Here is a 19,271-nt window from a genome sequence, read left to right as displayed (position 1 = left end):
GGTAGGGGCATGGCACAGCGTGAGCAGATGGCAGCACCCGGCTCTGAGTGGTGGCGCACCGCCGTCATCTACCAGATCTACCCCCGGTCCTTCTCCGACGCCTCGGGCGACGGGATCGGCGACCTGCCCGGCATCACCAGCCGGCTGGACGATCTGAAGAGCCTCGGCATCGACGCCATCTGGCTGAGCCCGTTCATGACGAGCCCGCAGCGCGACGCCGGCTACGATGTCGCCGACTATCGCGACGTCGACCCGCTGTTCGGCACGCTCGACGACTTCGACGTCATGCTGAACGCGGCGCACTCCCGCGGCATCCGGGTCATCGTCGATCTCGTTCCGAACCACTCCTCCGACCAGCACGTGTGGTTCCAGGAGGCACTGAAGGCCGCGCCCGGCAGCCCCGAGCGGGCCCGCTACGTGTTCCGCGACGGACGCGGCGAGAACGGCGAGCTGCCCCCGAACAACTGGGAGAGCGTGTTCGGCGGCGGCATGTGGGAGCGCGTGACCGAGCCCGACGGCACTCCGGGCCAGTGGTACCTGCACATCTTCGACGCCACCCAGCCTGACTTCGACTGGACGAACGACGAGGTGCGCGAGGAGTTCCGCAGCATCCTGCGCTTCTGGCTCGATCGCGGCGTCGACGGATTCCGCGTCGATGTGGCGCACGGGATGATGAAGGAGGCGGGGCTGCCCGACTACGCCCCCGTCGCCGACGCCGACTCGATGGGCGGCGGCGAGGAGAACGTGCCGTACTGGGGTCAGGACGAGGTGCACGACATCTACCGCGACTGGCACAGCGTGCTCGCCGAGTACGACGGCGATCGCGCGCTGTGCGGCGAGGCCTGGCTGCCGACGCTGCAGAAGACCGCGCTCTGGGTGCGTCCCGACGAGATGCACCAGACCTTCAACTTCCCCTACCTGATGACGCCGTGGGATGCCCAGGAGCTGCGCCTCGTCATCCGCGAATCGCTCGACGCGTTCGGAGCGGTGGGCGCACCCAGCACCTGGGTGCTGTCGAACCACGACGTGATCCGGCACGCCTCGCGTCTCGCGCTGACCGCCGACAGCCCGCAGGGCGACGGCATCGGCCCGAACTCGCAGGGCAAGCCCGACCCGGTGATCGGTCTGTCACGCGGCCGCGCGGCGACCACCGTGATGCTCTCGCTGCCCGGCTCGGCGTACGTCTACCAGGGCGAGGAGCTCGGCCTTCCCGAGGCGATGGAGATCCCCGACGAGTTCCGACAGGACCCGACGTGGTTCCGCACGAACGGCGAGCGCTACGGTCGCGACGGATGCCGCGTTCCGCTGCCGTGGACGGCCGAGGGCCCCGCGTTCGGATTCAACGACACCGGCGCCTCGTGGCTGCCGCAGCCCGCGGAGTGGGCGCACTTCGCGCGCGATACCGAGGAGCGCCAGCCGGATTCGACGCTGAACCTCTACAAGAAGCTGCTCAGCGAGCGCGCGGCGCGCCGCCTGGGCAGCGGCTCGCTCGTCTGGGACGACGTGGCCGACTCTGCTGTCGCCTTCCGCCGCGGCGAGCTGCACGTCGTCGCGAACCTCGGCGCCGAGCCGATCGAGCTCGGCGATGACGTCACCTTCGTCGTGCAGAGCGAGCCGTTCACCGGCACCGCGCTGCCGCCGAACACGGCCGCCTGGTTCACCCGCGGCTGAGCGGATCGTCAGCCGGGATAGGCTGACGATGTGGTGAGCATCGACGAGGTCGCAAGGCTCGCTGGGGTGTCGACGGCGACCGTCTCGCGCGCGCTCAGCGGGCGCGGGCACGTGTCGGAGCGCGCGCGAGAGCGCGTGCGTTCCGCGGCAGACTCCCTCGGATACGTCGTGTCGTCGCGGGCGTCGAGCCTGGCATCCGGTCGCACGCAGAACGTCGGGGTCATCGTGCCCTTTCTCGACCGCTGGTTCTTCAGCACGGTGCTCTCCGGCGCGACCAGCGCACTGATGCGCGCCGGCTACGACATCACGCTGTACAACATCACGGCCGATGCCGCCGTGCGCCGCGAGGTCTTCTCGACCTTTCTGCGGCGCCAGCGCGTCGATGCCGTGATCGCCGTCGCCATCGAGCTCGATGAGCACGAGACCTCGCAGCTGCAGGGGCTGGGCCTGCCGGTGATCGGCATCGGTGGCCCGAACCCCGGCCTGCGCACGCTCTCGCTCGATCAGACCGCGCTCGCCTGCCTGGCCACCGAGCATCTGATCGCGTTGGGGCACCGCGACATCGCACACATCGGCGCAGCAGCCGAGTTCGAGGCGGACTTCCGGGTGCCGTCGCGCCGCCGGTCCGGTTTCGAGCAGGCGCTCGCGCAGGCGGGGATCACCCCGGATCCGGCGCTCTTCGAGCCGGCGGACTTCACCGTCGACGGCGGATACCGTGCCGCCAGACGGCTGCTCGGCGGCACCGGGCCCCGGCCGTCTGCGATCTTCGCCGCCTCGGACGAGATGGCCATCGGCGCGCTGGTCGCCGCCCGCGACCTCGGCATCCGCGTGCCGCAGGACCTCTCGATCGTCGGTATCGACGGTCACGAGCTCGGTGAGTTCTTCGGGCTGACGACGGTCGATCAGTTCCCGCTCGCGCAGGGCGAGCGGGCGGCGTCGGCGATTCTCGCGCAGCTCGAGGGCGCCTCGGATGCCGCGGCCGTGGCCGACCTGCCGTACGAGCTCATCACGCGCGGCACGACCGCACCCGTATAGCATCCGCCCGCATCCGGCGGGAGCTGAGCCGGACCCCCGGGTGTGCCGGATCCGCTCGGCGCTGTCTCGATCCCACGCCGCGGCACTGAATACTGGACGGATGGACGCGCTCAACGACTTCGTGCTCTTCTTCGGCGACAAGCTCTGGTCCTGGGCGGTGCTGCCCATCCTGGTGCTGCTCGGCCTCTACTTCACGTTCCGCTCCGGTGTCGTGCAGTTCCGCTTGATCCCCGAGATGTTCCGCACGCTCACCGACCGCACCCCGACTACTACGGCGAGTCGAACATCGAGTTCATCCGGGCCAAGCGCGGCGTGCTGCAGACCTACCGCGCGCTCGTCGTGCTCGTCGTGTTCCTGGGCTCGATCGCCTCGGCAGACCTGATCTGGAACACGGCCGACAGCATCATGGGCGTCATGGCGATCGTCAACCTCATCGCGATCGCGTTGCTCTCGGGCGTCGCGTTCAAGCTGCTGCGCGACTACCTCGATCAGCGTCGGGCGGGCCTCGACCCGGTGTTCACCCGGGAGCGGATGCCCGAGGTCACGGGCATCCAGTGCTGGGAGGACGAGCTGAGCGTCACGGGGCCGATCCCCGTCTCGGGTCGCAGGCACTGAGCCAGGGCTGAGGGCGGATGCCGGGCATCCGCCCTCAGCGCCGCCGCACGCGGCGGGATAGGGTGGAAGAGGAGTGTCGGGAAGCCTGGTCGACGTCATCGTCCGTCGACCCGGAAGGCCCGCATGCCGCGCTTCTCCTCTCTCCTGCGCCCGCTGTTCCCGACCTCGTCCCGCGCCGAGTCCCGGCGCATCGGCGAGATCCTCCGCACCGAGACCACGGGCGGCATCCTGCTCGTCGTCACCGCCGCTCTCGCACTGGTGTGGGCGAACTCGCCGTGGGCCGACGGCTACTTCGCGCTGCGCGATCTGCGGGTCGGCTACGAGCCGTGGCATCTGGATCTGACCCTGGGGCAGTGGGCGGCCGACGGTCTGCTCGCGGTCTTCTTCTTCCTGGTGGGCCTCGAGCTCAAGCGCGAGTTCGTCGCCGGCGACCTCCGACGGTTCAGCACCGCCGTCGTGCCGGTGGTGGCGGCCCTCGGCGGTGTGGCGGTGCCCGCCCTCGTCTACGTCGCGGTCACGAGCGGAGCGCCCGGTGCGGCGAGAGGGTGGGCGATCCCCACCGCCACCGACATCGCCTTCGCGGTGGCGGTGCTGGCCATCATCGGCTCACACCTGCCCAGCGCTCTGCGCATCTTCCTGCTGACTCTCGCCGTGGTCGACGATCTCGTCGCGATCGCCATCATCGCGGTGTTCTACACCGACACCATCGAGATCGTGCCGCTCGTGCTGGCACTGCTCACGATCACCGCGTACGGCCTGATCGCGCAGCGGTACCGTCAGTTCTTCCGCCTGCGCCCGTCGGCGGCGTGGCTGATCCTGCTGCCGATCGGCTTCGCCGCCTGGGCGCTCGTGCACGCGTCCGGCATCCACGCGACGATCGCGGGTGTGCTGCTGGGCTTCACGATCCCCGTGCTGCACCGCCGGGCGGCGACCGAGAAGCAGAGCGGCCCCGGCCTCGCCGAGGTGTTCGAGCATCGGTTCCGCCCGCTCTCCAGCGGAATCGCCGTACCGGTGTTCGCGTTCTTCTCAGCCGGTGTGGCCGTCGGCGGCGCCGAGGGATGGCTCTCGGCGCTCGGCGACCCGGTGGTGCTGGGCATCATCCTCGGCCTGATCGTGGGCAAGCCCGTCGGGATCGCCCTCGCGACCTGGGCCGTCACCCGAGTGCGCCGCATCGACCTCGATCCATCCCTGCAGTGGATCGACATCATCGGCGTGGGTCTGCTGGCCGGCATCGGGTTCACGGTCTCGCTGCTCGTCGCCGAGCTCAGCTTCGACGTCGCGGACCCGCATCACGATCAGGCGAAGGTGGCGATCCTCACCGCGTCGGTGGGCGCCGCGCTGCTGGCATCCGCCCTGCTGGGGCTGCGCAACCGCCGCTACCGGAAGAACGCGGCGACCTGACCAGACGCAAAAGAACCGGCCGGGAACCTCGTGGGTCCCGGCCGGTTCTGTCGACGCTCAGATCAGAGCGCGCGGATCTTCGCCGCCTGCATGCCCTTGGGGCCACGCTCGGGCTCGAACTCCACCTTCTGGTTCTCGGTGAGCTCCTTGTAGCCGTTGCCCTCGATTGCCGAGAAGTGCGCGAAGAGGTCGTCGGAGCCGTCATCGGGAGCGATGAAGCCGAAGCCCTTTTCGGAGTTGAACCATTTCACAGTGCCAGTGGCCATGTGCTTCTGCTTTCTGTTGATCTGGCCGCTGATGCGACCGGGGTGCCACGCTGAATTGTCCGGCGTGCACGATATGACGATGCCGACCGAGCGGCGCGGGGCGCATGGCTCGACGGGATCGGGGGGATCCGGATCCGCGGCACTCACACGCGGGTCGGGATCGGGGTGATGGCTGGAGCGAGAGACGCTCAGCTGTTGAGAGTGAAGCCTCCGGCGGAGGGACACGACAACACTAGCACGCGGCGGCGGCCTGCGCCCCGATCGACGGATACCCCAGGGCTAGGCTCATCGCATGACCGTCGACCTCGAAGCCCTCTACATCGACCTGCACAAGCATCCCGAGCTGTCGTTCCAGGAGACGCGCACCGCCGGCATCGCCGCAGCTCATCTGCGCGAGCTCGGGCTCGAGGTGCACGAGGGCGTCGGCATCACCGGCGTGGTGGGTGTGCTGTCGAACCCGTCGGCGAGCTCGGGCGAGCCCGGCCCCGTGGTCTGGCTGCGCGCCGACATGGACGCGCTGCCCGTCGTCGAGGAGACCGGACTCGCGTATGCGTCGACCGCGACCGGTGTCGATCCGGACGGCAGCACCGTCGGGGTGATGCACGCCTGCGGCCACGACATGCATGTGACCGCCATGATCGGCGCGGTCGAGCGACTGGTCGCCGAGCGCGACCAGTGGAGCGGGACGGTCGTGGTGGTGATCCAGCCCGCCGAGGAGTACGGCGCCGGCGCCAGGGCGATGCTCGATGACGGTGCGCTCGACCGCTTCCCGCGCCCCGATGTGGTGCTCGGCCAGCACGTCACCCCCCTGCCCGCGGGCACCATCGGCGTGCGACCGGGTCCGCAGATGTCGGCCTCCGACGGCATCCAGGTCGTGCTGCACGGTCGTGGCGGCCACGGGTCGCGCCCGCACTCGACGATCGACCCGATCGTCATGGCCGCGGCGACGATCATGCGGCTGCAGACGGTCGTCTCGCGGGAGGTCGATCCGCGCGACCTCGCCGTCGTGACGGTCGGCGCGATCCACGCCGGCACCAAGAACAACATCATCCCCGCGGATGCCACCCTGCAGCTCAGCCTGCGCTACCCCGACGAGCAGCTGCGCGAGAAGGTGCTCGAGAGAGTCGAGCGCGTCATCCGCGCGGAGGCGACGGCATCCGGCGCCGAGCGCGAGCCCGAGATCTCGACCCTGCACCGGCTGCCGGCCACCATCAACGACCCGGATGCCACCGAGCGGGTCGTCTCGGCCTTCCGCGGCGTGTTCGGCGAGCAGTCGGTGATCGATCCGGGGCTGTTCACCGGCAGCGAGGACGTGTCGTGGTTCGCCCGCGACGCCGGAGTGCCCCTGGTGTTCTGGTTCTGGGGCGGGGTCGACCCGCAGCTGTACGCGGACGCCCTGGCGAACGGCACCGTCGACAGGGACGTCCCGACCAACCACTCGCCGTTCTACGCCCCGGTGATCCACCCCACGATCGAGGTCGGCGTCACGGCGATGGCCACGGCGGCCCGGGAGTTCCTCGACTGAGGCGCGGGCGCCTCAGACCTCGATGACGCGCTGGTTGCTTTCGTGAGCCTCGCGGTGCAGCCGCTCCATGCGCTCGTCGAGCTCGCCGGCCGCCTCGGCGGCGTCGGTGAGGCTCTGCACGAGGTGCGCCGGCACCCGTCCGGAGAACTTGTAGTGGATCTTGTGCTCGAGGCTCGCCCAGAAGTCCATCGCAATGGTGCGGAACTGCACCTCGACCGGGATCGCCACCGGGCCGGTGGAGAGGAACACCGGCACCTCGACGATCGCGTGCAGGCTGCGATATCCGTTGGGCTTGGGCTCGGCGATGTAGTCCTTGACGCGACGCACGGTCACGTCGTCCTGCTGGGTGAGCAGATCGAACAGCTGATACACGTCGCTGACGAAGCTGCAGGTGACGCGCACCCCGGCGATGTCGGTGATCTCACGGCGGATCACGTCGAAGTCGGCCTCGATCCCCTTGCGGGCGATCTTCTCGACGATGCTGTCCGGCGTCTTGATGCGACTCTTGACGTGCTCGATCGGGTTGTACGCGTGCATGTGGGTGAACTCGTCGCGCAGGATCGAGATCTTCGTCTCGACCTCGCGCATCCCGAACTCGTACTCGCGCAGGAAGCGCTGGAACGCGTCCCGCAGCTGCTTCGCCTCGGCGATCGCGGCGTCGTCGATCGGGAGAATCGTCATGTCCTCGACGCTACGCGCTCGCCTTCGGAATCCCCTGGGGGTGGCGGCCGAACGTCACGTGTTGCGCGGGGGTGTCAGCAGGCGTAGTGTCGCCGCTCGTGGCAAACGAAATGCGTGAGAGCGCGGACGCCCCGCTGCACGCGAAGCGCATCCTTTTGGGCGAACCCCTCACCACCCAGCAGGTCGACGATCAGCTGCTCCCCAAGCGCATGGCGCTGCCCATCTTCGCGTCCGACGCACTGAGCTCCGTCGCGTACGGGCCTCAGGAGATGCTGATGATCATGCTGATCGGCGGGGTGTCGTTCCTGACGCTGAGCCCGTGGGTGGCGGCCGCCGTCGTGCTGCTGCTGATCGTCGTGGTGCTCAGCTACCGCCAGCTGATCAAGGCGTACCCGTCGGGCGGTGGCGACTACGAGGTGGCCTCGACCAACCTCGGCGAGATCCCCGGCGTCGTCGTCGCGGCTGCGCTGCTCGTCGACTACGTGCTCACCGTCGCCGTGTCGATCGCGTCGGGCGTCGACAACATCATCTCGGCCGTGCCGTCGCTCGACCCGTGGCGCGTCGAGCTGGCGGTGGGCTTCGTCATCCTCATCGTGATCGTCAACCTGCGCGGCGTGCGCGAGGCGTCGACCGTGTTCGCCATCCCGACCTACGTCTTCATCGGCTCGGTGGTGCTGATGATCGGCACCGGCCTGCTCCGCACCTTCCTCGGCGATGCGCCCGTCGCGGCGAGCGCGAGCTACACCGTCGAGGCCGAGAGCATCTCGCAGGCCGCGATCGTGCTGCTCGTGCTTCGCGCCTTCTCGAGCGGATGCTCGGCGCTGACCGGCGTGGAGGCCGTGTCGAACGGCGTGCAGGCGTTCCGCAGCCCGAAGATCCGCAACGCTCAGCTGACCCTCACGATGATGGGCGGGGTCGCGGCGCTGCTGTTCACCGGTCTCACGGCGATGGCGCTGATCGCCGGGGTGCGCTACGCCGAGAACCCGTGCGATCTGCAGGGCTTCGACTGCTCGGGCCCGCAGCCGAGCCTCATGGCGCAGATCGCCGCGGCGACGTTCGGCGGCGGCAGCATCCTGTTCTTCGTCATCCAGGCGGCGACCGCCTGCGTGCTGCTGCTCGCCGCGAACACCGCGTTCAACGGCTTCCCGCTGCTGGGGGCCGTGCTCGCGCGCGACGGCTACGCTCCGAAGGCGCTGAACACCCGCGGCGACCGGCTCGTCTTCTCGAACGGCATGATCCTGCTCGGCATCGGCGCCGTCACGGTGCTCGTGGCGTTCCAGGCGAACCTCACCGCTCTGATCCAGCTGTACATCATCGGCGTCTTCGTGTCGTTCTCGCTGGGTCAGATCGGCATGGTGCGGCACTGGCGCCGGCTGCTGCGCGAGACGAGTCACCGCCGGCTGTCGGAGGTCGCAGCCGAGCGGCGCTCCGCGCACGTGGGTCTGGTGATCAATTCCGTGGGCGCGGTGATGACGGTCGCCGTGCTCGTGATCGTGACGATCACGAAGTTCACCCACGGCGCGTGGATGGTGTTCTTCGCGATCCCGCTGCTGGCGGTGCTGATGCTGGGAGTGAAGCGCTACTACCGCGATGTCGAGCACGAGATCAGCATCGACGACACGACGCACTTCGGCTCGCAGGGCGACGTCGCCATCGTGCTGGTGAGCCGCCTCCAAAAGCCGGTGATCAAGGCGCTCGACTACGCGATCGCCGCGCAGCACGACAGGACGATCGCCGTGCACATCGCCCTGACGCCCGAGGACGGGAAGGTGCTGCAGCGCGAGTGGGAGCAGCTCGGCATCCCGGTCCCGCTGGTGATCGTCGATTCGCCGTACCGCACCTTCGCGCAGCCCATCGAGCACTTCATCCGCGAGTACCGCGAGAAGAACGGCCCGTCGGTCGTCACCGTCTACCTGCCGCAGTACATCGTCGGGCACTGGTGGGAGAGCCTGCTGCACAACCGGCGCGCGCGCCGCATCGCCTCGCAGCTGATGCTCGTGCACGGCGTGACGATCACGCTCGTGCCGTGGCTGCTCGACTCGTCCGAGCTGATCTACGGCCGCCGCTCGCGGCCCGTGCCCGGGCAGGAGCGCGCGGGTCGTCCGGTGGCGCTGTACGGTGCGCCGCCGCGGGGTCGGCGCGTGCAGCGGCCGGCGGGTCCGCCCGACGAGGGTTGAGGCCGGCGCGTTCTCGCCGTCGATCCTCGCGGATCACCGGAAGCCGCGCAGCCGCAGGCTGTTGCCCACGACGAACACGCTCGAGAACGCCATCGCCGCGCCCGCGAGCATGGGGTTCAGCAGCCCGAGCGCGGCGAGCGGGATCGCCGCGACGTTGTACGCGAACGCCCAGAACAGGTTGCCCTTGATCGTGCCGAGCGTGCGCCGGGAGAGGCGGATCGCGTCGGCCGCCGCGCGCAGGTCGCCGCGGACGAGAGTGATGTCGGATGCCTCGATCGCGACGTCCGTGCCCGTGCCCATCGCCATGCCCAGGTCGGCCTGCGCCAGCGCCGGCGCGTCGTTCACGCCGTCGCCCACCATCGCCACGACCCGCCCCTCGGCCTGCAGGCGCGACACGACCGCGACCTTGTCGGCCGGCAGCACCTCGGCGATGACCTCGTCGATGCCCACCTGGCCGGCGATGTGCCGGGCGGCGGCTTCGTTGTCACCGGTCAGCAGCACCGGGCGCAGCCCGAGCGCCAGAAGAGATGCGATCGCCTCGGCGCTCGTCGCCTTGACCTCGTCTGCGACGACGATCATTCCCGCCGCGGCGCCGTCCCACCCGACGAGGATGGCCGTCTGGCCCGCGGCCTCGGCATCCCCCTTCGCCTCGAGCAGCTGCGCAGACGGGTGGATGGACCAGTCCTCGAGCAGCGAGAGCCGCCCGACCACCATCGCGTGCCCCTCGACGACGCCGGTGACGCCCCGCCCGTCGTGGTTCTGGAACGACTCGACCGCCGGCAGCGACCGCCTCGGGGTCGACGTCGTCTCCGCATCCGCACCCTCGACGGCGGGTCGCACGGCGGCTCGCCGCGCGGCATCCGGGTCATCCGAGATCTCGGACGCGGCGGACGTGACGGCTCGCGCGATCGGATGCTCGCTGGCGTGCTCGATGGCTCCGGCGAGGAGCAGCAGACGGTCGGCATCCACCCCGTGCTCCGGCACGACCGCGGAGACCGACATGCGTCCCTCGGTGACCGTTCCGGTCTTGTCGAGCACGACCGTGTCGACCCGGCGGGTCGATTCGAGCACCTCCGGTCCCTTGATCAGGATGCCCAGCTGCGCACCGCGCCCCGTCCCCACGAGCAGGGCGGTGGGCGTCGCCAGGCCCAGGGCGCAGGGGCAGGCGATGATGAGCACCGCGACAGCGGCGGTGAAGGCGACGGATGCCGGGAAGCCGAGCACCAGCCAAGCGACGAGCGTGACGAGCGCGACCGCGATGACGATCGGGACGAACACACCCGAGATGCGATCGGCCAGACGCTGCACCTCCGCCTTGCCCGTCTGCGCGTCCTCGACCATGCGCGCCATCTGCGCGAGCTGCGTGTCGGCGCCCACCCGCGTCGCGCGCACCACGAGCCGGCCGCCGGCGTTCACGGTCGCTCCGGTCACGGCATCCCCCGGCGCGACCTCGACGGGCACGGATTCGCCGGTGATCATCGACTGATCCACCGCCGACGTCCCCGAGACGACGACGCCGTCGGTGGCGATCTTCTCGCCGGGGCGCACGACGAACTCGTCGCCGACTCGCAGATCGTCGATCGGGATGCTCGACTCGCGACCGTCGCGCAGCACCGCGACGTCTTTGGCGCCCAGCTCCATCAGCGCGCGCAGCGCGGCTCCCGCGTGGCGCTTGGCGCGCTTCTCGAAGTACCGGCCGGCGAGAACGAACATCGTCACCCCTGCCGCCACCTCGAGGTAGATGTTGCCGGCACCGTCGCTGCGGGTGATGGCGAACGAGAAGCCGTGCGTCATGCCCGGCATGCCCGCCGTGCCCAGGAACAGCGCGTACAGCGACCACAGGAACGCGGCCGACGTGCCGAGGCTGATCAGGGTGTCCATGGTGGCCGCGCCGTGGCGCAGGTTGACCCACGCCGCGCGGTGGAACGGCCAGGCCGCCCACACGACCACCGGCGCCGCCAGCGCGAGCGACGCCCACTGCCAGTAGGTGAACTGCAGTACGGGGATCATCGCGAGCAGGATGACCGGGATCGACAGCACGACCGAGCCGATCAGCCGCTCCCGAAGCGAGCGCAGCTCGTGGTCGGCGGCCGACTCGGCATCCGGCTCCGCACCCGCGACGGCGGGCGGCGCGGGCACCGCCGCCGAGTACCCCGCGCTCTCGACCTCGGCGATGAGCGCGGCCGTGTCGACGGGGCCGTCGACGAGAACCTGAGCCCTCTCGGTCGCGTAGTTGACGCTCGCGCTGACGCCGTCGAGCCGGTTGAGCTTCTTCTCGATGCGCATCGCGCAGGATGCGCAGGTCATCCCGCCGATGTCGAGGTCGACGCGGGTCTGCTCGGCGCCGGCGGGTGTCGGCTCGCTGATCACGATCTGCTCCCTGAGATCCGGTCCGCGTCAGGACACGACTGCGCGGTACCCTGCTTCGTCGACGGCGGCGATGACCGCATCGGCATCGACGGCGGTGGCCGAGCCGACGACGAGACGGCCGGTCTGGGCGCTGACCTCGATGCTCTCGACGCCGGGGATCTTCTCGACCTCTTCGCGCACGGACATCTCGCAGTGACCGCAGGTCATTCCGCTCACCTGGAACTCGGTGGTGCTCATCGCTCCTCCTTCGCTGGGATACCCGAGAGGGGTATGTACTCAGAGTACTACCAAATACCCCCGTGGGGTATTCCCTCGCGCGGCGAGCGCGCGCGGCTTGGCGCTCATCGGCCGCGCTTGTGGCGGTACATCTCGGCATCCGCCCGCCGCAGCGCGTCTTCGAGCGTCTCGTCCTCCTGCACCTGAACCGCTCCCCACGACCACGGGTGCGAGGTCAGCTCGTGCATCCGCTCGAGCATCGCCGCCGCTCCCGACTGCGGGGTGTCCGGCAGCAGCATCACGAACTCGTCGCCCCCCAGACGGGCCACGCGGTCGCCGACTCGCGACAGCGACACCCACTGCATCACGAGCTCCTTGAGAACGGCGTCACCGGCCTCGTGGCCCTCTTCGTCGTTCACCGCCTTGAAGTCGTCGAGGTCGATCAGCGCGATCGTCAGCGGCCGGCCGGTGCGCGACGCACGGCGGAGCTCCTCGCTCATGTGCCGCACCAGGCCGCGACGGTTGAGTGCACCGGTGAGCGGATCCGTCTGCGCCTCGACCCGCACCCGATGCCGGACGAAGAAGCCGATCTCGAGGCAGATCCAGCTCATGACGACCAGGCCGAACACGTTCGCCGCTCCGAACAGCCCCGCCGCTGCCGCGCCGGGGATCGGGTCGCCGCCGAACGGGCCGAACACCATCGCCGTGCCGACGGCGGCGAGGATCGCGATCTCGACGGGCCGGCTGATCCGGGCTCCGTAGAACCAGGCCAGGTACATCGCCATGACCGGCAGCTCCTGCACGTTCGCGACGGCGTTCTGTCGTCCGCTCGAGAATCCGATGTAGTAGACCGACACCGCCGCATGCACAAGCACCAGGATCAGGCCCCAGTACCGCGGAATGCGCCGACCGAACAGGAGGACGGCCGCCGCGGGCACGAAGCCGGCGGCCATGAGGGCCGCCGAGAACCCGACCTCGACGGGCGACATGTCGCGCTCGAGCAGTTCAATGAGCAGCAGGATCGAGAAGAACGCGCACATGATCGCCGTGACGATCGAGTAGGTCGATGTGCGTCTGCGGATCCGCATCAGCCAGGAGGCGTTCAGCCAGCCGAGCTCAGCGGAATCGGCCCGGCGGACGTCCTGCTGACCCACGTGTGCCCCTTTCGTCACCGGCGGCGCTGCCCGGGATTCAGGCTAGCCGCGAAACGCCGCCCCCGGCGCCCTGTTCCACGAGGAATACACTGAAGTTTCTCAGTGACCGGAGCCGTATGTCTGATCTGCCGAAGGCGCGAGCCTTCTTCCAGCCCATCGTCGACGTGCGCGCGATGCGCGTCGTCGGCTTCGAAGCACTCGCCCGCTTCGACGACGGCGGCTCGCCACTCGATCATCTGCGTGTGGCGGAGGACCGCGGCCAGCGTGCGCAGCTCGAGCTGCAGCTGATCGAGAGCGCCGTCGACGCGGCGACGACTCTGCCTGCGGACGGATTCATCACCCTGAACGTCTCCGGACGCACGATGGGCTTCCCGCGGCTGGCCGAGGCGCTTCGCCGCTGCGACCGCTCGTGGGGGCTCGAGCTGTTCGAGGGCGCCGAGCCGGAGGAGTGCCTGGCGATTCGCCAGCAGGTCGACGAGCTCGGCGGCTTCCTGCTCATCGACGATGCGGGAGTGGACTTCGCCGACGAGGAACGGGTGCGTCAGCTGCGGCCGGACATCGTGAAGATCGATCGTGCCGTGTTCTGGCACTCTCTTGCGGACGACGACGGGCGCCATCGCGTCGAGAGCATCCTCGGGGCGGCCGATGAGGTCGACGCCCGCGCCCTCGTCGAGGGCGTCGAGGACGAGACGCAGCTCGAGGCCGTGCGCGCACTCGAGGTCGGCCTCGCCCAGGGGTACCACCTGGGCCGACCGACCCCGGTCGACGGCGTGGCGGAGATGCTGGTCGACCTGCGGCGTCGTGTCGGAGTGGACGCGTCGGGCCTCTGACCTGCAGCCCGCTGCGCCGCGCGCGGATCGCGACCACCGCGGACGGTCGAGAGTGGTAGCGCTACCCGCGGTTCGTCGTTGACTGCTTTAAACACAGACGCCTCCGGGTTGTGAGCGCAAACATCCTGCGCCTTAGTGCTGACCTACAACTCGATGATGGGCGAGATCTCGCCGTCGGGCAGCGGCCCGGCATCCGCCTACGCGCTGCTCATGGCCGTGATCGCCGGCGTGCTCGCGATCGTCTACGCGCTGCTGCAGCGCCGCAAGGGGGACGCATGACCGCCACGCCGACTCTGCTCGCCGCGGACGTCTCGGTGGTCAGCGTGGACGACATCGCCCTCGCCGCGTACGCCTCCCCCGCTCTCACCACCGTGCGTCAGCCGTTCGAGGAGATGGGTCGCGCGGCGGCGCAGCGACTCATCTCGCACATCGAGGGGACGGATGCCGGTGACGAGCCCGCCTGCATCCGGAGCTCATCGTCCGCTCATCCACCGCGCCTCCGGCGGCCCCCGCGCGCTGACCGCGCCGGGTGGGCCCGAATGGCCGCCTCGCCACCCATGACGCGGCCATTTGGGACCACCCGAGCGCGGTGACGGCCGCGAAGCGTCCCCGCGGGGACCACCCGAGCCCGGCGCCGCGCTCAGGCACGCAGCGGCGACCGGCGCGCGGACGGCCGCGATGCCTCGGGCGCGAGCACGGCGAGCAGCTGCACGAGGGTCGTGAGCCACAGCAGCACGAGCCCGACGACGATGCCCTCGAGGGCTGCGACCGACAGCATCCGGAAACCGAAGGCGATCACCGTCACGATCACCACGATGCCGACGAGAGCGATGGTCAGCATCCGCAGCGCCGCGACGTCGCGCAGCAGCAGCGTCGTCAGCACGGCCGCGACGAGGATCAACGCGAGCATCGAGAAGGCGGCGATCGCGTGCGCGACGGGAACCCTGTCGAGCGGCAGCAGCCCGACCGCGGCGAGCGCGACTCCCGCTCCGGCCCAGGTGAGCACGATGGCGGCGATCGACGCCAGGGCGCCGTCACCGAGCATCCGGTGCAGATCGCGGCCGAGGTAGGAGCCGGTGGTGGCGATCAGCAGTCCCGCCACGATCACCGTGCCGTTGAACGCCCATCCGCGGGCTCCGATGCCGAGTTCGGAGAAGCTGCGCTCCCACCACGCGGCATCCGCGGCGGTCAGCATCGCGAACAGGGTGCCGACCACGAGGAACGCCGTCAGCAGCGCCGCGATGTCCTGCGTGCTCAGGCGCACGCCCATGCGGAAGGCCAGTCGGCCGCCGAGTGCCGACGCGACACCGGTGAACACCCCGCCGGCGACGGCGGGCAGGGTCAGTCCCTCCAGTCCGGTCGCGAGCACCTCGCCGGCGAGCAGCACGCCGAGGCCCGAGACGCCGGCGATCGCGACGGTCACCGCGGCCGCGCTGATGTGCGACACGGCGGCCTGCCACGGCGGCATGGGGGCGGTCTCGCCGGCGCGGTGCATCCGGGTGCTGACGATGAAGGCGACCGCCGCGATCACGGCGGCGACGAGCGCGATCGGGATGATGACCGACCCGTCTCCGCTGAACGGCCGGGCAGCACCCCACAGCACCGCGGTGCCGATGACGGCGCCCGACGTGAAGCAGACCGCGGTGGCCCACAGCTTCCTCTCCAGAACGCGCAGACCGGTCTCCATGCCCCCATCGAACCACTCCCGGCCGACACCGCCGAGGCCCGACGCGCACACGCGTGCCGGCGCTACCGTTGACCCATGCGCTTCCCCGCCGCGATCCGTGCCGCCCGCCGGGCTCCCCTGCTGCAGGTGCTGAAGTCGGCCGCCGCGACGATCGCGGCGTGGCTGATCGCCGGCTGGCTGATCCCCGGCCCGCTGCCGGTGTTCGCCGCGATCGCCGCGCTGCTGGTCGTGCAGCCCAGCGTCAACCAGTCGCTGTCGAAGGCGCTCGAGCGCAGCGCCGGGGTGATCCTCGGTGTCGTCATCGCCGTGCTGCTGAGCCTGCTGCTCGGCGGGCAGAGCTGGGTGGTGCTGGCCGCGGTGGTCGTCGCGCTGCTGATCGCCTGGGCGCTGCGCGCGTCGACGGGCACGGGCAATCAGGTGGCGATCTCGGCCGTGCTGGTGCTGGCTCTCGGGTCATCGAACCCCGACTACGCGTTGGATCGGATCCTGGAGACGCTCATCGGCGCCGCCGTCGGATTCGTCGTGAACGTCGCCGTCGTCCCGCCGGTTCTCTCGGCACCTGCCCGGCGCGACATCGGGATGCTCGGTCGCGAGCTCGCCGCATCCCTCGACCGTCTCGCCGACGCGCTGCCCACCACCCGCAGCGCCGCCCAGCTCTACGAGCTGATGCTCGAAGCGCGGCTGCTGCGCCCCATGAAGGAGGCAGCCGAGGCATCCTTGACGGCAGCCGAGGAGTCGCTCGCACTCAACCCCCGCCGCGGGCGCCACCGCGAGGATCTCGACCAGCTGCAGGACGTGTTCGATCGGCTCTCCCCCGTGGTCACGCAGGTGATCGGGATGACGCGCGCCTACATCGACCACTACGAGGATTCGCTCGCCAGCGACCAGACGGTGCGGGCGATCGCCGAGCAGCTGCACCGCGCGGGGCACGACGTGCGGCTGGCGGTGCAGTCGGCGGAGCGCCTTCCGGATGACCGCACCGCACCCGTGCCGGCCCTCACCACACCTCTGGTGGTGCGCCCTCCGGCATCCGATCACTGGATCCTCGTCGGGTCGCTGATGGAGGACCTGCGGCGCATCCACGGCGAGCTGCGCGACGAGACCTGACCCGGCGGGCGTGAAAGGATCGAACCATCATGCCTCTCGATCCCTCTCCGGTGCGCGGCGCCGATCCGGATTCCGTCTACCTGGCCTTCGTCGAGTGGGCGGAGTCGACCGGCATCAGCCTGTACCCCGCGCAGGACGAGGCGGTCATCGAGATCGTGTCGGGCAAGAACCTGATCCTGTCGACGCCGACCGGCACCGGCAAGTCGCTGGTCGCCATCGGAGCGCATCTCGCGGCCCTCGCCGATGGTCGTCGCACGTTCTACACCGCCCCGATCAAGGCGCTGGTCAGCGAGAAGTTCTTCGCGCTGGTCGAGGTGTTCGGCGCGGAGAGCGTCGGCATGATCACCGGGGACTCATCGGTGAACGCCGACGCGCCGATCATCTGCTGCACGGCCGAGATCCTCGCCAACCGCGCGCTGCGCGAGGGTGCTGACGCCGACGTGGGCCAGGTGGTGATGGACGAGTTCCACTTTTACGGCGATCCCGATCGCGGCTGGGCGTGGCAGGTGCCGCTGCTCGAGCTGCCGCAGGCGCAGTTCGTGCTGATGTCGGCGACCCTGGGCGATGTCACCGAGCTGGCCGCCGACCTCACCCGTCGCACCGGTCGCGAGACGGCGGTGGTCACGGGTGTCGAGCGTCCGGTGCCGCTGCACTTCTACTACGAGACGACGCCGATCCACGAGACGATCGACGAGCTGCTCTCCACCGGGCAGGCGCCGGTGTACATCGTGCACTTCTCGCAGGCGGCGGCGATGGAGCGCGCGCAGGCGCTGGCGAGCGCGAAGGTCGCCACCCGTGAGCAGCGGGATGCCATCGCCGAGCTGATCGGCGGATTCCGGTTCACGACCGCGTTCGGCAAGACGCTGTCGCGGCTGCTGCGGCTCGGCATCGGCGTACACCACGCCGGGATGCTGCCGAAATACCGTCGCCTCGTCGAGCAGCTCGCGCAGCGCGGCATGCTGCGGGTGATCTGCGGCACCGACACGCTCGGCGTGGGCATCAACGTGCCGATCCGCACGGTGCTGCTCACCGCGCTGACGAAGTTCGACGGCACGCGGATGCGTCAGCTGAACGCCCGCGAGTTCCACCAGATCGCCGGGCGCGCCGGGCGCGCGGGCTACGACACCGCAGGGACGGTGGTGGCGCAGGCACCCGAGCACGAGAGCGACAACATCGCCGCGGTGAAGAAGGCGGGCGACGACCCGAAGAAGAAGCGCAAGATCATCCGCAAGAAGGCGCCCGACGGGTTCGTGTCCTGGGGCGAGCCGTCGTTCCAGAAGCTCATCGGCTCGGAGCCCGAGACGCTGACGTCGCACATGCAGATCACCAGCGCGATGATGCTCAACGTGATCGCCCGCGGCGGCGACGTCTTCGCGAATATGCGCTCCCTGGTATACGACAACCACGAGTCGCGAGCCGCGCAGCGGCTGCTGGCCCTGCGGGCGCTCGGCATCTACCGCACCCTGCTGCAGTCCGGCGTCGTGGAGCGGGCAGACGGCACCGTGCGCCTCACCGTCGATCTGCAGCCCGACTTCGCGCTCAACCAGCCGCTCTCCCCGTTCGCTCTGGCGGCCTTCGAGCTGCTCGAGCCCGAGTCGCCGACGTTCGCCCTCGACATGATCTCGATCGTCGAGGCCACCCTCGACGACCCGCGCGCGATCCTCAGTCAGCAGGAGTTCCAGGCGCGCGGCGAGGCTGTCGGCGCGATGAAGGCGGAGGGCATCGAGTACGACGAGCGCATGGAGCTGCTCGAGCAGATCACCTACCCCAAGCCACTCGACGAGCTGCTGAGCGCGGCGTTCGAGACCTTCAGCTCGTCGCAGCCGTGGATCCGCGACTTCGAGCTGCACCCCAAGTCGGTGGTGCGCGACATGTACGAGCGGGCCATGTCGTTCGGGGAGTACGTCGCCTATTACAAGGTGGCCCGGTCGGAGGGGGTTGTGCTGCGCTACCTGTCGGATGCCTATCGCGCGGCCTCGCAGACCATCCCCGAGCAGCTGAAGACCGACGAGCTGCGCGACCTCATCGAGTGGCTCGGCGAGCTCGTGCGTCAGGTCGACTCGAGCCTGCTGGACGAGTGGGAAGAGCTCATGGCGGGCACCGACAACGGCGTGGTCGACCGCCACGACGAACCGGTCGTGCCGCCCGCGCCGAAGCGTCTCACCGCCAACACCCGCGCCTTCCGCGTGCTGGTGCGCAACGAGATGTTCCGCCGCGTGCTGCTCGCCGCCCGCGAAGACGTCGAATCCCTGGCATCGCTCGACGCCGACTTCGGCGCCGACGGCTGGAACGACGCCCTCGACGCGTATTTCGCCGAGCACGACGAGATCCGCACCGGTGCGGATGCCCGCAGCCCGCAGCTGCTGCTCATCGAGCAGGACGCGCAGCAGTGGACCGTGCGGCAGATCCTCGACGACCCGGCCGGCGACCACGACTGGGGCATCTCCGCGACGATCGACCTCGGCGCGTCCGACGAGGCGGGTGAGGCGGTCGTGGCCGTGACCGGCGTGACCAGACTGTAGCTGCGGCGGGCGCG

18 protein-coding genes are annotated in these 19,271 nt (G+C 70.0%); 12 read left to right on the top strand and 6 right to left on the bottom strand.

What is annotated here, in order from left to right; translation table 11 throughout:
- Positions 1-9: 9 nt before the first annotated feature.
- From BFN01_RS07725 to nhaA, 5 genes are all read left to right on the top strand, one after another.
- Positions 10-1,671 (top strand): glycoside hydrolase family 13 protein, encoded by a 1,662-nt coding sequence (locus tag BFN01_RS07725; protein WP_071643288.1) that lies wholly within the window; start codon positions 10-12, stop codon positions 1,669-1,671.
- A gap of 30 nt (positions 1,672-1,701) precedes the next feature.
- Entirely contained in the window at positions 1,702-2,706 is a 1,005-nt protein-coding gene (locus BFN01_RS07720) for a LacI family DNA-binding transcriptional regulator (protein WP_071643286.1), read from the top strand.
- A gap of 100 nt (positions 2,707-2,806) precedes the next feature.
- Positions 2,807-3,088: a hypothetical protein gene (locus BFN01_RS15805; protein ID WP_256221077.1), complete on the top strand. Its 282-nt coding sequence runs from the start codon at positions 2,807-2,809 to the stop codon at positions 3,086-3,088.
- Positions 3,019-3,321, top strand: coding sequence for an alanine:cation symporter family protein (locus BFN01_RS15800; RefSeq protein ID WP_256221076.1), 303 nt, complete (start codon positions 3,019-3,021; stop codon positions 3,319-3,321). The genes BFN01_RS15805 and BFN01_RS15800 overlap by 70 nt, the downstream gene beginning before the upstream one ends.
- A gap of 123 nt (positions 3,322-3,444) precedes the next feature.
- Positions 3,445-4,722, top strand: coding sequence for a Na+/H+ antiporter NhaA (gene nhaA / locus BFN01_RS07710; protein WP_071643282.1), 1,278 nt, complete (start codon positions 3,445-3,447; stop codon positions 4,720-4,722).
- Positions 4,723-4,784: 62 nt separating this feature from the next.
- On the opposite strand, the gene BFN01_RS07705 is transcribed toward nhaA, so the two are convergent.
- Positions 4,785-4,988 carry a cold-shock protein gene (locus BFN01_RS07705; protein ID WP_071643350.1) on the bottom strand — a complete coding sequence of 68 codons (204 nt, stop codon included), beginning with the start codon at positions 4,986-4,988 and terminating at the stop codon, positions 4,785-4,787.
- A gap of 292 nt (positions 4,989-5,280) precedes the next feature.
- On the opposite strand from BFN01_RS07705, the gene BFN01_RS07700 reads away from it, so the two are divergent.
- Positions 5,281-6,513 carry an amidohydrolase gene (locus BFN01_RS07700; protein ID WP_071643280.1) on the top strand — a complete coding sequence of 411 codons (1,233 nt, stop codon included), beginning with the start codon at positions 5,281-5,283 and terminating at the stop codon, positions 6,511-6,513.
- Positions 6,514-6,525: 12 nt separating this feature from the next.
- Here BFN01_RS07700 and BFN01_RS07695 read toward each other — a convergent pair whose 3' ends face one another.
- Positions 6,526-7,194 (bottom strand): GTP pyrophosphokinase family protein, encoded by a 669-nt coding sequence (locus BFN01_RS07695; RefSeq protein WP_071643278.1) that lies wholly within the window; start codon positions 7,192-7,194, stop codon positions 6,526-6,528.
- 110 nt (positions 7,195-7,304) lie between these two features.
- On the opposite strand from BFN01_RS07695, the gene BFN01_RS07690 reads away from it, so the two are divergent.
- Positions 7,305-9,371, top strand: coding sequence for an APC family permease (locus BFN01_RS07690; protein WP_177243833.1), 2,067 nt, complete (start codon positions 7,305-7,307; stop codon positions 9,369-9,371).
- A gap of 33 nt (positions 9,372-9,404) precedes the next feature.
- Here the strand turns inward: BFN01_RS07690 and BFN01_RS07685 are convergent, their stop codons facing one another.
- The 3 genes from BFN01_RS07685 to BFN01_RS07675 all read right to left on the bottom strand — a co-directional run bounded on the left by BFN01_RS07685 (position 9,405) and on the right by BFN01_RS07675 (position 13,111).
- Positions 9,405-11,678, bottom strand: a complete 2,274-nt coding sequence (locus BFN01_RS07685) for a cation-translocating P-type ATPase (RefSeq protein WP_071643348.1) — start codon at positions 11,676-11,678, stop codon at positions 9,405-9,407.
- Between the two features lie 90 nt (positions 11,679-11,768).
- Positions 11,769-11,978, bottom strand: a complete 210-nt coding sequence (locus tag BFN01_RS07680; RefSeq protein ID WP_071643274.1) for a heavy-metal-associated domain-containing protein — start codon at positions 11,976-11,978, stop codon at positions 11,769-11,771.
- A gap of 104 nt (positions 11,979-12,082) precedes the next feature.
- On the bottom strand, positions 12,083-13,111 hold the full coding sequence (locus tag BFN01_RS07675; RefSeq protein WP_071643272.1) for a diguanylate cyclase: 1,029 nt from the start codon (positions 13,109-13,111) through the stop codon (positions 12,083-12,085).
- A 116-nt stretch (positions 13,112-13,227) separates the two neighbouring features.
- On the opposite strand from BFN01_RS07675, the gene BFN01_RS07670 reads away from it, so the two are divergent.
- From BFN01_RS07670 to BFN01_RS07665, 3 genes are all read left to right on the top strand, one after another.
- Positions 13,228-13,941: an EAL domain-containing protein gene (locus BFN01_RS07670; RefSeq protein WP_071643270.1), complete on the top strand. Its 714-nt coding sequence runs from the start codon at positions 13,228-13,230 to the stop codon at positions 13,939-13,941.
- A 135-nt stretch (positions 13,942-14,076) separates the two neighbouring features.
- A complete protein-coding gene (locus BFN01_RS15190) occupies positions 14,077-14,220 on the top strand; it encodes a hypothetical protein (protein WP_256221074.1) in 144 nt (47 codons plus the stop codon).
- Positions 14,217-14,534, top strand: coding sequence for a substrate-binding domain-containing protein (locus tag BFN01_RS07665; RefSeq protein WP_371261004.1), 318 nt, complete (start codon positions 14,217-14,219; stop codon positions 14,532-14,534). The genes BFN01_RS15190 and BFN01_RS07665 overlap by 4 nt, the downstream gene beginning before the upstream one ends.
- 47 nt (positions 14,535-14,581) lie before the next feature.
- Here BFN01_RS07665 and BFN01_RS07660 read toward each other — a convergent pair whose 3' ends face one another.
- Positions 14,582-15,628 carry a DUF998 domain-containing protein gene (locus BFN01_RS07660; RefSeq protein WP_071643268.1) on the bottom strand — a complete coding sequence of 349 codons (1,047 nt, stop codon included), beginning with the start codon at positions 15,626-15,628 and terminating at the stop codon, positions 14,582-14,584.
- Between the two features lie 75 nt (positions 15,629-15,703).
- Between BFN01_RS07660 and BFN01_RS07655 the strand changes: the two genes are divergently transcribed.
- Positions 15,704-16,735 carry an aromatic acid exporter family protein gene (locus BFN01_RS07655; protein ID WP_071643266.1) on the top strand — a complete coding sequence of 344 codons (1,032 nt, stop codon included), beginning with the start codon at positions 15,704-15,706 and terminating at the stop codon, positions 16,733-16,735.
- A 29-nt stretch (positions 16,736-16,764) separates the two neighbouring features.
- Entirely contained in the window at positions 16,765-19,257 is a 2,493-nt protein-coding gene (locus BFN01_RS07650; RefSeq protein ID WP_071643264.1) for an RNA helicase, read from the top strand.
- The last annotated feature ends 14 nt before the right edge of the window (positions 19,258-19,271 follow it).

Source organism: Microbacterium sp. AR7-10, from assembly GCF_001878835.1.
Lineage (GTDB): Bacteria > Actinomycetota > Actinomycetes > Actinomycetales > Microbacteriaceae > Microbacterium > Microbacterium commune.
The sequence above is the reverse complement of the archived record's forward strand: the minus strand, read 5'-3'. Positions and strand labels throughout refer to the sequence as shown.